At 63.5% G+C, this 12753-nt stretch carries 12 protein-coding genes; 3 read left to right on the forward strand and 9 right to left on the reverse strand.

Translation table 11 applies throughout. The features are described from left to right. Positions 1–246 precede the first annotated feature (246 nt). The gene (locus PQR08_RS18015) at positions 247–783 is read left to right on the forward strand and encodes a DUF2844 domain-containing protein (RefSeq protein WP_238209580.1); all 537 of its coding nucleotides are present in this window, start codon (positions 247–249) and stop codon (positions 781–783) included. A 17-nt stretch (positions 784–800) separates the two neighbouring features. Further along, entirely contained in the window at positions 801–2114 is a 1314-nt protein-coding gene (locus PQR08_RS18020; protein ID WP_187608711.1) for a DUF3443 domain-containing protein, read from the forward strand. Positions 2115–2202: 88 nt separating this feature from the next. Here the strand turns inward: PQR08_RS18020 and PQR08_RS18025 are convergent, their stop codons facing one another. The 4 genes from PQR08_RS18025 to argS form a co-directional block, all read right to left on the reverse strand. After that, positions 2203–2976: an SDR family oxidoreductase gene (locus PQR08_RS18025; RefSeq protein WP_408162004.1), complete on the reverse strand. Its 774-nt coding sequence runs from the start codon at positions 2974–2976 to the stop codon at positions 2203–2205. 17 nt (positions 2977–2993) lie between these two features. Next, complete coding sequence (locus PQR08_RS18030) at positions 2994–3641, reverse strand: thiol:disulfide interchange protein DsbA/DsbL (RefSeq protein ID WP_408162006.1); 648 nt, start codon at positions 3639–3641, stop codon at positions 2994–2996. A 135-nt stretch (positions 3642–3776) separates the two neighbouring features. Beyond that, a complete protein-coding gene (locus PQR08_RS18035) occupies positions 3777–4526 on the reverse strand; it encodes an SPOR domain-containing protein (protein ID WP_035497475.1) in 750 nt (249 codons plus the stop codon). A 136-nt stretch (positions 4527–4662) separates the two neighbouring features. After that, the gene (argS, locus tag PQR08_RS18040; RefSeq protein ID WP_408162008.1) at positions 4663–6447 is read right to left on the reverse strand and encodes an arginine--tRNA ligase; all 1785 of its coding nucleotides are present in this window, start codon (positions 6445–6447) and stop codon (positions 4663–4665) included. 260 nt (positions 6448–6707) lie between these two features. Here argS and PQR08_RS18045 point away from each other — a divergent pair, with 260 nt between their 5' ends. Then, positions 6708–7034, forward strand: a complete 327-nt coding sequence (locus PQR08_RS18045) for a DUF1840 domain-containing protein (RefSeq protein ID WP_187608707.1) — start codon at positions 6708–6710, stop codon at positions 7032–7034. A gap of 105 nt (positions 7035–7139) precedes the next feature. Here PQR08_RS18045 and PQR08_RS18050 read toward each other — a convergent pair whose 3' ends face one another. From PQR08_RS18050 to PQR08_RS18070, 5 genes are all read right to left on the reverse strand, one after another. After that, positions 7140–7346 carry a hypothetical protein gene (locus PQR08_RS18050; RefSeq protein WP_035497479.1) on the reverse strand — a complete coding sequence of 69 codons (207 nt, stop codon included), beginning with the start codon at positions 7344–7346 and terminating at the stop codon, positions 7140–7142. A 141-nt stretch (positions 7347–7487) separates the two neighbouring features. Beyond that, positions 7488–10229: a methionine synthase gene (gene metH / locus PQR08_RS18055; protein ID WP_408162060.1), complete on the reverse strand. Its 2742-nt coding sequence runs from the start codon at positions 10227–10229 to the stop codon at positions 7488–7490. Positions 10230–10244: 15 nt separating this feature from the next. Then, complete coding sequence (locus PQR08_RS18060; protein ID WP_408162010.1) at positions 10245–11306, reverse strand: homocysteine S-methyltransferase family protein; 1062 nt, start codon at positions 11304–11306, stop codon at positions 10245–10247. A gap of 221 nt (positions 11307–11527) precedes the next feature. Next, on the reverse strand, positions 11528–11785 hold the full coding sequence (locus tag PQR08_RS18065) for a BTH_I0359 family protein (RefSeq protein WP_035497483.1): 258 nt from the start codon (positions 11783–11785) through the stop codon (positions 11528–11530). Between the two features lie 136 nt (positions 11786–11921). Next, positions 11922–12710 carry an alpha/beta fold hydrolase gene (locus PQR08_RS18070; protein ID WP_187608703.1) on the reverse strand — a complete coding sequence of 263 codons (789 nt, stop codon included), beginning with the start codon at positions 12708–12710 and terminating at the stop codon, positions 11922–11924. Between the last annotated feature and the right edge of the window lie 43 nt (positions 12711–12753).

A 12753-nucleotide genomic window follows, 5' to 3' on the forward strand; every position in this document is an offset into this window, starting at 1 on the left:
CTTGCAAGTAGTCGTCGTTTCGACGTACTCAGCGTTACAAAGACACGCGGAGGGCATACCATTGCCCTCCGCGTTTTCTATTGTGTGCGCTTGCGAACGTTAGGACTATTCCTCGCGGCTGGCATACTGATGGTATTCGCGCCCGAAAAAACAGGGGCGAAATGCGGTGGCGCATCTGTCACTCAATCGTCAAGAGCCGGTCGCGAGCAGGGGCGCGCGGCCGATCGAAAACCGATAGGAGGCCCAGTGAAGGCACCGAAGCAATCCCGTCATGGGCATCTTGTAAGCGCGCTCGCGTTCGTCGCCGGCGCGTTGAGCGTGTGTACGGCGCCCGCCTACGCAGTGCTCGGCGGCGAGCCAATGAGCGCGCCGCAAGGCGCCGCCACGGCGTCCACGACAGCAGTCGCGCGGGCGGCGGTCGCGAGCGGCGCGTCGAACGCATCGTCGACACCGGCAACATCGGCGTCGAACTACACCGTTCTCACGACCACGCTCGCGAGCGGCACGGTCATCAACGAATATTTGTCAGCGCAGGGTGTGGTGTTCGGCATCGCGTGGCACGGGCCGCGCGTGCCGGACCTCGCCAGCCTGCTCGGCAGCTATTTCCCGCAGTATCAGCAGGGCCTGAAGGCGCAGCGCGCCGCGCGCGGCGGCCGTGGGCAGGTAAGCGTGCAGGATTCCGGGCTCGTCGTGGAATCGGGCGGTCACATGGGCTCGTTCGCGGGCAGCGCGTATCTGCCGCAATCGTTGCCCGCCGGCGTATCCGCCAGCGATATCCAGTAAGCGACGGGAGACTCAGTATGCATCGAACGACACTCGGCCATCCCGCCCTCTCTTCATCCCGACGCGGCGGCTTCGCCCGCTGGCTCGGCGTGCTCTGCCTGTCCGTCATGCTCGCGGCCTGCGGCGGCGGCGGCGACAACAACTCCAGTTCCAGCAGCGGCGGCTCGTCGGGCGGCGGTTCCGGCGGCGGCTCCGGCGGCGGCAGCTCCGGCACCAGCAGCGCGAACGCGCAGCCGATCGCGCCCAACGGCACGAACGCGGTGCCGATCAACGTCAACACCGGCGTCGCGGGCTTCGTCAATATCCCGAATGTCTCGGTGACGGTGTGCGCGCCGGGCTCGTCGGTGTGTCAGCAGATCGACAACATTCAGGTCGATACGGCGTCGTTCGGTCTGCGCATTCTCGGATCGGCGGCGCAGTCCGTGCTCGGCAGCCTGCCCGTCTCGCAAGCATCGAACGGCGGCCAGCTCGCCGAATGCGCTGGCTTCGCCGACGGCTACACGTGGGGCACCGTGCGCACCGCCGACGTGAAGATGGGTACGGAAGTCGCGTCGAGGGTGCCGATCCAGATCATCGGCGACCTGAACGCATCGGCGGCACCGACTGGCGATAACGGCTGTCCGTCGGGCAACGACGAGAACACCACCGGCGACATCGGCGCGAACGGCATTCTCGGCATCGGCCCGCAGACATACGACTGCGGCAACGGATGCGTGAGCACGTCGCTCAACGCGATGTACTTCGCGTGCAGCAACGGCGCGAACTGCTCGCCCGTCGCCGTGCCGCTCGCGCAGCAGGTGACGAATCCCGTCACGAAGTTCGCGGTCAACAACAACGGCGTGATCGTGCAGTTGCCGCCGGTTCCGGATAACGGCGCGGTCAGTGCGACCGGCGTGCTGATATTCGGCATCGGCACGCAGAGCAACAACGCGGTAAGCGGCGTGACGAAGTACGGCACGGACCCGTACGGCGACCTGAACGGCACCTACAAGGGCAAGACGTACAAAACGTTCTTCGACACGGGATCGAACGGCAATTTCTTCCAGGATAGTTTCCCGCAGTGCTCGGGTTCGACCGCGTTCTATTGTCCGAGCTCGCAGCAGTCGCTGTCGACGACCATCGTCGGCACCGAAGGCAACAGCGCCGTCGTGCCGTTCCTGCTCGCCAACGCAAGTACGCTGACCTCGGGCAAGAACAAGTTCGCGTTCAATAGCCTCGGTGGCCAGTTGAGCATGTCGAACTTCTTCGACTTCGGTCTGCCGTTCTTCTTCGGCCGGCATGTGTATGTCGGATACGAGTTGCCGAACAACCCGGCTTACGTTGCCTTCTGATGTGCCGATGACCTGACCGGAGATCGATTCCGGTCAGGCGATCCGCAAATGAAAAACCGGCTGCGTTTTTGCGCAGCCGGTTTTTTTGTCACTCGCTCGCGCGCGGTTTGCGTGGCGCGCGCTCGGCGAGTGCATCGTAGAGCCAGCGCGGGAGCGCATGCATCAGCATGCCCGCGATACGCATCTGCCAGGGAAAGGTCGCATAACGCACCTTGCGATCGATGGCGTCGGCGGTTTTCGCGGCGAAGCGGTCGGCGTCCATGAGAAAGGGCATCCGATACGGATTGTGCGCGGTCATCTCCGAGCGGACGTAACCCGGCGCGATCGTGACGACGGCCACGCCGAGCGGCCGCATTTCGACGCGCAAGGCTTCCAGATACTTTGCCACCGCCGACTTCGACGCGCTGTACGCGCCGCCGCCCGGCAACCCGCGCACGCCCGCGACGCTCGCAATGCCGACGAGCGTGCCGCGCCGCGCGGCCGTCATCGACGCGACGAAGGGCTCGAACGTCGCGACCATGCCGAAGTAGTTCACGTCCATCACGGTGCGGAAGGTGTCGAGATCGCCGTGACCCGTCAGCGCGCCGCGGCTCATGCCCGCGTTCGCGATGACGATATCCGCCGGGCCATGCTCCGCGATGAAACGGCGCGCGGCATCGGCGAGCGCATCGGCGTCGCGCACGTCGGCGGGATAGATCAAGATGGAGCTTTGAGGATGGCGGGCCGCGAAGGCCGCGAGGGAATCGGCGCGGCGGGCGACGAGGCCGAGCACGGCCCCGCGCTGCACATATTCCTCGGCCAGTGCGAGGCCGATGCCGCTCGATGCGCCGGTGATGAAGACCTTCAGGCGAACTGCAGTCATGCCGGCGCGAACAGGGTTTACAGCTTCTTGTCGCGGACTTGCTGGACGAGGAAGTCCATCACCTGCGTCGTGCCCGGCAGACTGTTGGTCATCGCCGGACCGGTTTCGTACTTGCCCTGCACGATGACCGTTGGCACGCCGTCGACCTTGTAGTCCTGCAGGAGCTTGGCGTCGCGCTGCACCGCGCTTTGCGTCGAGAACGAGTTATACGCGTCCATGTACTTCTTCGGATCGATGCCCTGCGTCTTGAGGAAGTCCGCCTGTGCCTGCGGCGTCAGCAGATAGTTCTTCTTCACGTGGATTTCGTTGAACACGGCCGGCGTGACCTTCTCGGCGACGCCGAGCGCGTCGAGCGCGTGATACATCTTCGAATGCGGGATGAAGTCGTCGCGGAAAGCCACCGGCACGCGCTTGAACACGACGTCCGGGCCTTGCTTCTTCGCCCATGCCTCGATGTACGGCTCGAACTCGTTGCAGTGCGGGCAGCCGTACCAGAAGAACTCGATGACCTCGACCTTGCCGGCGGGCGCCGCGACCGGCTGAGCCGCCTGCAGCACCGTGTAGTCCTTGCCGGCGGCGGGCGTGGCCATCGCCGAACTCGCGACGCTCATCGATGCGGCTGCGATGCCAAGGGAGAGAGCCAACGCGCTAAAGATTTTTTTCATGATTGAAGAGGGTACGCAATGGATACGCGACGGAACAAAAGCAGGTTCGTCAGTGGGACATACGACGCTTAAACCACGCTTAAATGTCAAAGCGCTTGCGCGGCCGCCTTGCAGCCGCGCAGGCACTTTGTTGCGTTATTGCTTCGAGAAACGGATCACGGCGGTATCGACGCCCGCGTCGGACAGGCGCTGACGCGCGGTATTCATGTCCTCGAACTTCGCGAACGGTCCGATGCGCACACGATAGTACGTCACGCCGCCCGCATCGCGCTGCGTGACCTTCGATTCGAAGCCCTGGAACCCGAGACGTGCGCGCTGCTGCTCCGCGTCCGCCTGCGTCTTGTATGCGCCCACCTGCAGGAAATAGCCGGTGTTCGGCTCGCCGGGCGCGGGCGGTGTGGCCTTTGCCGTCGTGGGCGCCGAGCCGCCCTTCGGCGGCGTGGCAGTGGCGTTGCTCGTTGCGTTCGGCGCGGCTTCAGGCTTCTTCGCGGGCGTCGTGCTCGCGGTCTTCGGCGCGGATGCCGTCGTGCCCGAAGGCGGCACTTCGACGATCTGCGGCTCGTCGAGCATGCCCGACGACTGCGTCTGATTGTTGGTCTGGCCCGGCGCGGTGTTCGGCGGCGTGGGCTGCGCGGCTTGCGGCACCGGCTGGCCCGGCGTCTTGCCTTGCAGCGGACGGTTCGGATCGTACGGTTGCGCGGCGGCGGGCGCGGAGTTCGCCTCCGACGGCGGCGCGACCTTCGCCACGAACGGCGTGGGCGCGCGCGTGATGTATAGCGCGACGATCACGGCGATCGCGAGGCCGACGATCAGGCCCAGCACGATGCCGATAAACGTTCCCCCGGTTTGTTTCGACTGCTTCGATGTGCGGCGTGGTTTTGCCATCGTATGAATCACCTGCGAGAAAGTCTTCTGGTTGGGCGACGATTATAGCCGTGGGTCAAGACACGCCTGCGCCAGGCTCCCGTCCGCGCACGCCGAAAACTCCTAATTTCGGCGTGTGCAACGGGGCAGCGGGCGATTACATCTTTTGAGGAGCGGAAACGCCGATGGTCGCGAGACCGTTTTCGAGGACCTGGCGTGTCGCCGCCAGCAGCGCGATGCGCGCGGTGCGTTCCTTCTCGTCGTCCACGAGCACGCGCTCCGCATTGTAGAACGAGTGAAATTCGCCAGCGAGGTCGCGCAGATAGAACGCGACCGCGTGCGGCGCGAGTTCCTCGGCGGCGTGGGCGAGCATCTCCGGGAACTCGGCGAGCTTGTTGAGCAGCGCCATCGCGCGATCGCTCGACAGCGGCGAGAGGTCGGCTTGCGCCGCCTTCGACATATCGCCGGCGTAGCGGTCCTTCCAGTCGTTCAGAATCGTGCAGATGCGCGCGTGCGCGTACTGCACGTAGTAGACCGGGTTTTCGTCGTTCTGCTTGAGCGCGAGGTCGATATCGAACACGAATTCGGTATCCGCCTTGCGCGAGATCAGGAAGAAACGCACGGCGTCGCGGCCGCGGCGGATGGTGTCTTCGTCGATCTGGTCGGGCGCGGTCTCGTGGCCCGGCGTGAGGCCGCCCGACCATTCGATCAGATCGCGCACGGTCACGTAGCTGCCCGCGCGCTTGGAAATCTTCACTTCCTGGCCGTCGCGCATGACGGTCACCATCTTGTGCAGCACGTAGTCCGGATAGCCCTTCGGAATGCCGACGCCGAGTCCTTGCAGGCCGGCGCGCACGCGCGCGATCGTGCCGTGATGGTCCGAGCCCTGGATGTTGATGACCTTCGTGTAGCCGCGCTCCCACTTGGTCACGTGATACGCGACGTCCGGCACGAAGTACGTGTACGTGCCGTCGGACTTCTTCATGACGCGGTCCTTGTCGTCGCCGTCGTCGGTGGTGCGCAGCCACAGCGCGCCGTCTTGCTCGTAGGTCTTGCCTGCATCGACGAGCGCCGCCACCGTCTTCTCGACGCGGCCTTCCTTGTACAGCGACGACTCCAGATAGAACTGGTCGAACTTCACGCCGAACGCGGTCAGATCCATGTCCTGTTCGTGACGCAGATACGCGACCGCGAAATGACGGATGGCTTCGATATCCTCGACGTCGCCCTTGCCCTTGACCGGCTCGCCGTCTTTCGCGGCGACCGTTTCGCCCGCCATGTAGTCGCGCGCGATGTCGGCGATGTACTCGCCGTTGTACGCGGCTTCCGGCCACTCGGCATCGCCCGGCTTGAGGCCGCGCGCGCGCAACTGAGTCGAGGCGGCGAGGTTGGCGATCTGCACGCCCGCGTCGTTGTAGTAGAACTCGCGATGCACGTCGTAGCCCTGCGTTCCGAGCAGGTTCGAGAGCGCATCGCCGAGCGCCGCCTGACGGCCGTGGCCGACGTGCAGCGGTCCCGTCGGATTCGCCGACACGAATTCGACGAGCACATGCCTGCCCGCGTCGCGCGTCGAGCGGCCGAAGCTTGCGCCGTCGCCCAGCACGGCCGGGATCACCGCTTGCTTCGCGGTGGCTGCAAGACGCAGATTGATGAAGCCGGGACCCGCCACTTCGGCGCTCTCGACGAGACCTTTCGCGGCCGGAAGGCCGAGCACCGCATCGACGATCTGCTGCGCGAGCTGGCGCGGATTCGCGCGCAGCGGCTTGGCGAGCTGCATCGCGACATTCGACGCCACGTCACCGTGCGCCGCGACCTTCGGTCGTTCGAGGACGATCGAAGGCGTGACGAAGGCCGCTTCGCTGGCGCCTTGAGTGGCTTGCGCGACCTGCTGGACCGCGTCGGTGAGGAGCGTTTCGAGGGTGTGTTTGTGTGCGGGCAGCATGCTGAATGTGATCCAGTGGAGCGGGAGCTGACGCGGCGCTTACCGGCGTCTGCATCGACTCGGACGGGCGACTTTGCGGCGCGTCGGCCCCGGTATGTGATGTTCGCAGCCGAACAGAATCGGCTACCACATAAAGTGGGGATTTTAGCAGGTGCTAATATGTCGAATCAGGGTGTCGTCATGTTGTCAGGGAGACCGGCTCGTCTGCGCGTTTCGTTTGCAAACCGCCAATGACCCAACATAAACAAAAGGACCATGCCATGCTCATCACATTCAAAACCTCGGCCGCACCGGATGTCATGATGCTCGAAGACCTCGCGGAGTACTTGCTCGGCATCATCGGCAAGCAGCTCAACGAGCGCGGCGTCATCACTCACGAAGAACTGCCTTCGGCCATCCAGAAACTCGAATCCGCCATCGTCACCGACAAGAAGGTGCGCGCCGAGCACGACGGCCATTTCCACGAAGGCGAGGAAGGGCACGAGCCGCACGAGATTCCCATCGGGCTCGCGCAGCGCGCCTATCCGTTCCTGGACATGCTGCGCCTTGCGCAAAAGCACAACACGGACATTCTCTGGGGCGTCTGATTCGCGCTATTAGCGGCGCTCGCAAACAAAAAACCCGCATCGTCGCCGATGCGGGTTTTTTTCTTCCGATGAAACGTCTGACGGCTTCGGTCGCGGTGCTGCGAATTACTGCGACTGACCGCTTTCCGCGCCGGCGGGTTTCGCAGGCGTATGCGGCTTTTTCGGCTTCTTCGGCTTCTTCTTGTGCTCCGACTGCGGCGGCGAGTAGGAAGACGCCTGAGTGCTGCTCGCTTGCGCGAAAGCAGCGGAGCTCGATGCTGCGAGCAAAGCCGCGGCGATCGCTACGGTTACGGCGGACGTCATCTTCTTCATGCGACTTTCTCCGTTGACGAAAGGATTGCGTGGGCCGTCGTGGCGACGGCCTTTCGCGCTGACAAGTCTACGGAAACCAAAATTTTCCCGCCGGTTCCGTGCATATTTCCGCCATCACGCGCGGCATATGTTGTCTCGCCTTCAGCGCTGCGGCGCGAGCGCGCGCTCGGCATCCGCGATCGACAGTGCCATGCGATCGGCGTAGCTCGCGAGTTGATCGTCGCCGATCTTGCCCACCGAGAAGTAAGTGCTGTCGGGATGCGCGATGTAGAAGCCCGACACGCTCGCGGCCGGCAGCATTGCGAGCGATTCGGTCACGCTCATGCCGATTTCTTCCGCCTGAAGCACTTCGAACATATCGCGTTTCACGAGGTGATCCGGGCACGCCGGATAGCCCGGCGCAGGACGAATGCCGACGTACTTCTCCGCGATCATCGCGTCGTTGTCGAGTGTCTCGTTCGACGCATAGCCCCACAGTTCGCGGCGCACGCGCGCGTGCAGCGCTTCGGCGAACGCTTCCGCGAAACGGTCGGCCAGCGCCTTGAGCATGATCGCGCTGTAGTCGTCGTGATCGGCTTCGAACTGTTGTTCCTTTTTGTCGACGCCCAGGCCCGCCGTCACCGCGAAGAGGCCGATGTAGTCCTTCACGCCCGAGTCCTTCGGCGCGATGAAATCGGCGAGCGAGCGGTTCGGGCGCATCACGCCATCGACAACCGGACGCACGCTCTGCTGACGCAGATTGCGCCAGGTCATCGCGACCTGCGAGCGCGATTCGTCCGTGTAGATCTCGATGTCGTCGTCGTTCACGGTGTTCGCGGGCATCAGCATGATTACGCCGTTCGCCGTGAGCCAGCGGCCCTGAATCAGGCGCGAGAGCATCGACTTGCCGTCGGAGAACACGCGCCGCGCCGATTCGCCGACGATCTCGTCGTTGAGAATCGCCGGATAGGGGCCCGCGAGATCCCACGTCTGGAAGAACGGACCCCAGTCGATGTAGTTCGCCAGTTCCGCGAGGTCATAATTCTTGAACATGCGACGGCCGATGAAGGTCGGCTTCTTCGGCGTGTACGCGCTCCAGTCGATCTTCGTCTTGTTGGCGCGTGCCGCGTCGTACGTGACCATCGGCTGCGCTTTCCGGTTGGCGTGCTGCGTGCGGATGCGATCGTAGTCGCTCTTCAGGTCATCGAGATACTTTGCCGCGCCTTCGTCCGACAGCAGGCTCGACGCAACCGACACCGAACGCGACGCGTCCGGCACGTACACGACCGGCCCCTCGTAATGCGGCGCGATCTTCACGGCGGTATGCACGCGCGAAGTCGTCGCGCCGCCGATCAGCAACGGCGTCTGCTTGCCGCGGAAATAGTCGTCGCGCTGCATTTCCGATGCGACGTAGGCCATCTCTTCGAGACTCGGCGTGATCAGGCCGGAAAGCCCGATGATGTCCGCGCCTTCTTCCTTCGCCTTCTGCAAGATGGTCGCGCAGGGCACCATCACGCCCATGTTGACTACTTCGAAGTTATTGCACTGGAGCACGACCGACACGATGTTCTTGCCGATATCGTGCACATCGCCCTTCACGGTCGCGATGACGATCTTGCCCTTCGGCCGCACGTCCGCGCCTGCATCGGCGAGACGCTTCTTCTCTTCCTCGATGAACGGAATCAGATGCGCGACCGCCTGCTTCATCACGCGCGCCGATTTCACGACTTGCGGCAGGAACATCTTGCCCGCGCCGAACAGGTCGCCGACGATGTTCATGCCGTCCATCAGCGGCCCTTCGATCACGTTGATCGGACGTCCGCCGGCGGCGTCAATCTTTTGACGCACTTCCTCGGTATCCTCGACGATGAAATTCGTGATGCCGTGCACGAGCGCGTGCGACAGACGCGCCTCGACAGGCTGATTGCGCCATTCGAGGTTCTCTTCCTTCTTCGCGGCGCCGGTCTTGAACTTGTCGGCGACTTCGAGCAGACGGTCCGTGCCGTCATCGCGGCGATTCAGCACGACGTCTTCGACTTTTTCGCGCAATTCGGCGTCGAGATCGGCATACACGCCGAGCTGGCCCGCGTTCACGATGCCCATGTCCATGCCCGCCTGAATCGCGTGATACAGGAACACGGTATGAATGGCCTCGCGCACGGGATCGTTGCCGCGAAACGAGAACGACACGTTCGACACGCCGCCGCTCACCTTCGCATGCGGCAGGTTCTGCTTGATCCAGCGCGTCGCGTTGATGAAATCGACGGCGTAGTTGTTGTGCTCTTCGATGCCCGTCGCGATTGCGAAGATGTTCGGGTCGAAGATGATGTCCTCGGGCTCGAAGCCCACTTCGTTCACGAGGATGTCGTAGGAGCGCTTGCAGATTTCGGTCTTGCGCTGGAACGTGTCCGCCTGGCCTTTCTCGTCGAACGCCATTACGACCGATGCCGCGCCGTATCGGCGGATCAGCTTCGCGTGATGCCTGAACGCGTCTTCGCCTTCTTTCAGCGAGATCGAGTTGACGATCGCCTTGCCTTGCACGCACTTCAGGCCCGCTTCGATCACTTCCCATTTCGACGAGTCGATCATGATCGGCACGCGCGCGATGTCGGGCTCCGACGCGATCAGATTTAGAAAGCGCACCATCGCGGCTTTCGAATCGAGCATGGCTTCGTCCATGTTGATATCGATGACCTGCGCGCCGTTTTCGACCTGCTGCCGTGCGACGGCGAGCGCTTCGTCGAACTGGCCATTCAGGATCATGCGCGCGAACGCCTTCGAGCCGGTCACGTTCGTGCGCTCGCCGACGTTGATGAAAAGCGAGCCGTCGTTGACGTTGAACGGCTCGAGGCCGGAGAGACGCATCGTGTGATCGGTCATGGTGTCTTTGGTCTTTGATTCGATGTCAGGCGCGCTGTTTTACGCAACCTCGCGATACTGCGAGGGGAAGGCGCGCGGCTTCACTTGCGCGAGCGCCTTCGCGATTTCCGCGATGTGCTCCGGCGTCGTGCCGCAGCAGCCGCCCGCGATGTTCACGAGGCCCGCCGTCGCGAATTCCTTCAGCAATCCCGACGTGACGTCCGGTGTTTCGTCGAAGCCGGTGTCGCTCATCGGATTCGGCAGGCCCGCGTTCGGATAGCAGGACACGTAGGTGTCGCAGAGTTTCGACAGTTCGGCGATGTACGGGCGCATCAGCGCCGCGCCGAGCGCGCAGTTCAGGCCGAAAGTGAGCGGCTTCGCGTGACGCAGCGAGTTCCAGAACGCTTCCACCGTTTGCCCGGACAGAATGCGGCCCGATGCATCGGTGACGGTGCCCGAAATCATGATGGGCAGGAGTTCGCCGGTATCGTCGAAGAGCTGATCGAGCGCGAACAAGGCGGCCTTCGCGTTCAGCGTGTCGAAGATCGTTTCGACGAGAAACAGGTCGCAGCCTGCGTCGAGCAGCGCCTTCGCCTGTTCGTAGTACGCCTCGCGCAGTTCGTCGAACGTGACGTTGCGCGCGCCCGGATCGTTCACGTCGGGCGAAATGCTCGCGGTCTTCGGCGTCGGTCCGATCGCGCCCGCGACGAAGCGCGGCTTGTCCGGTGTCGAATATTTGTCGCAGGCTTCGCGCGCGAGTTTCACCGACTCGATGTTCATCTCCGCGGCGAGGTCTTCCATGCCGTAATCGGCCTGCGCGACGCGCGTGGCGCCGAACGTGTTCGTTTCGAGAATGTCGGCGCCCGCCGCCAGATACTGCTCGTGAATCTCGCGGATGACCTGCGGCTGCGTGATCGACAGCAACTCGTTGTTGCCCTTGATGTCGCGGCCGTAGTCCTTGAAGCGCTCGCCGCGATACGCGGCTTCGTCCAGCTTGTAGCGCTGGATCATCGTGCCCATCGCGCCGTCGAGGATCAGGATGCGTTTCTGCAGCAGGGCGGGCAGCGCGGCGCCGCGCGTGTAGGCGCGCGCGAGGGATTTCGGAAGGGCGTTCTGGGTCATGACGGACGAGGCCTGCACCAAAGGTGAAATAGCCTGACATTGTAGCCGCAGCGCGGGGCGCTCGCCTTTGGCGGGCGGGCGCGCATGGCGTTCGATGCCGGCAAAAAAGAACCCCGCCATTGCGGGGCGGGGTCTTTGGGAAACGGCGAGTGTCGCCTGGGCCGCAGGTCCGCGCGGCGGCGGGCGCGAACGGCGACGAGCCGCCCGCGCGCGTGCATGCATCAGTGGAGCACGACGGGTTGATTCATCAAGATATCGAACTGTCCGAGGAACTCATCGACATCCTCTAGCGACGGCTCTTCCGAGATTAGCTGCTGCACGTGCTCGCGAAACTTCGCGGCAAGCGCGCCGTCGATGAAAATCTCCCGCTGCGTGTTCTTGTCGACGATCTCGTAACCGCCCGCCTTCATGGCGAGATGGTTGTCCTGCGGTGGAAATTCGACGACGCAATAGTTGGGGCTGTTGTAGATCATTTGCATGGCGACACTCCTTATTCCTCGTTTGCTCCGTGGCAATCCTGACGCTTAGTTGGAGCGACTGGGTTGGAATTCAAGGGGTGGCCTCGATGTGATGCCGGTTGTATCGAGGCTTTCTTCTGCAACAAAAACAGGAGAATCAGGGGGAATCGCGTAAAAAGGCCGCTAGTAACGCGGAAAAGCGTTGCGATTCCTCCACCGGTGAAAGGTGCGCCGCGTTGAGTAATTCGAATTGCGCGCCCGGCACCGTGTCTGCAACCACCCGAGAAGCAGCACGCGGCGTGCCAACATCGTGCTCGCCCGCGACAACCAGCGTGCGCTTCTTCACAGAGGCCAGTTTGTCTCGCGCATCGAAACGGCTGACCGCCTCCGCTGCGCGCGCGAACCCCTCGGCGGGTGTGCGCGCGATCGTATCCCCGATTTGCTCGACCACTTCGGGATGCGCCTTGCGGAATTCGGGCGTGAGCCAGCGTTCGAGCGTCGCTTCCACGATACTCGCTGTCCCGTGTTCGCGCACGGACGCTGCCCGTTGCGCGAATGTCGGACGTGCGTCCTCGGGAATAAAGGCCGGTGCGCCCACAACGGTCAGCGATTCCACTTTGTCCGCATGGTTGATCGCGAGCTTCTGCGCGACCATTCCGCCGATCGACAGCCCGACCACATGCGCCGACGGCGCGCCCAGCTTGTCGAGCAACTGTGCGAGATCGTCGGCGAGGTCGTCGATCGTGAACGAATCCGTCGACACCGCCGTTTCGCCGTGGCCGCGCAAGTCGTAGCGCAGGACAGTGAACTCATGGCGGAAGTAGCCGGCCATCTGGTCCCAGACGGAGAGATCGCCGGCAAGCTGATGGACGAAGACGAGCCAGGGGCCGCCGCCTTCGTTGTCGAGAACATAGCGTGTATCGATGCGATTGATCGTCAACTGCATATCGGCTCCGGAAAGACTGCGTTTGCGATTGACTGCGCCTTCG

This window comes from Caballeronia jiangsuensis, from assembly GCF_046030135.1.
GTDB classification, from domain to species: domain Bacteria; phylum Pseudomonadota; class Gammaproteobacteria; order Burkholderiales; family Burkholderiaceae; genus Caballeronia; species Caballeronia jiangsuensis.

Bases quoted from the DNA above. Each gene is read 5' to 3' on its own strand.
- PQR08_RS18030 (WP_408162006.1), bottom strand. From the start codon at position 3,641: ATGAAAAAAATCTTTAGCGCGTTGGCTCTCTCCCTTGGCATCGCAGCC.
- PQR08_RS18035 (WP_035497475.1), bottom strand. From the start codon at position 4,526: ATGGCAAAACCACGCCGCACATCGAAGCAGTCGAAACAAACCGGGGGA.
- PQR08_RS18025 (WP_408162004.1), bottom strand. From the start codon at position 2,976: ATGACTGCAGTTCGCCTGAAGGTCTTCATCACCGGCGCATCGAGCGGC.
- PQR08_RS18020 (WP_187608711.1), top strand. From the start codon at position 801: ATGCATCGAACGACACTCGGCCATCCCGCCCTCTCTTCATCCCGACGC.
- PQR08_RS18050 (WP_035497479.1), bottom strand. From the start codon at position 7,346: ATGAAGAAGATGACGTCCGCCGTAACCGTAGCGATCGCCGCGGCTTTG.
- argS (WP_408162008.1), bottom strand. From the start codon at position 6,447: ATGCTGCCCGCACACAAACACACCCTCGAAACGCTCCTCACCGACGCG.
- PQR08_RS18045 (WP_187608707.1), top strand. From the start codon at position 6,708: ATGCTCATCACATTCAAAACCTCGGCCGCACCGGATGTCATGATGCTC.
- PQR08_RS18065 (WP_035497483.1), bottom strand. From the start codon at position 11,785: ATGCAAATGATCTACAACAGCCCCAACTATTGCGTCGTCGAATTTCCA.
- PQR08_RS18070 (WP_187608703.1), bottom strand. From the start codon at position 12,710: ATGCAGTTGACGATCAATCGCATCGATACACGCTATGTTCTCGACAAC.
- PQR08_RS18060 (WP_408162010.1), bottom strand. From the start codon at position 11,306: ATGACCCAGAACGCCCTTCCGAAATCCCTCGCGCGCGCCTACACGCGC.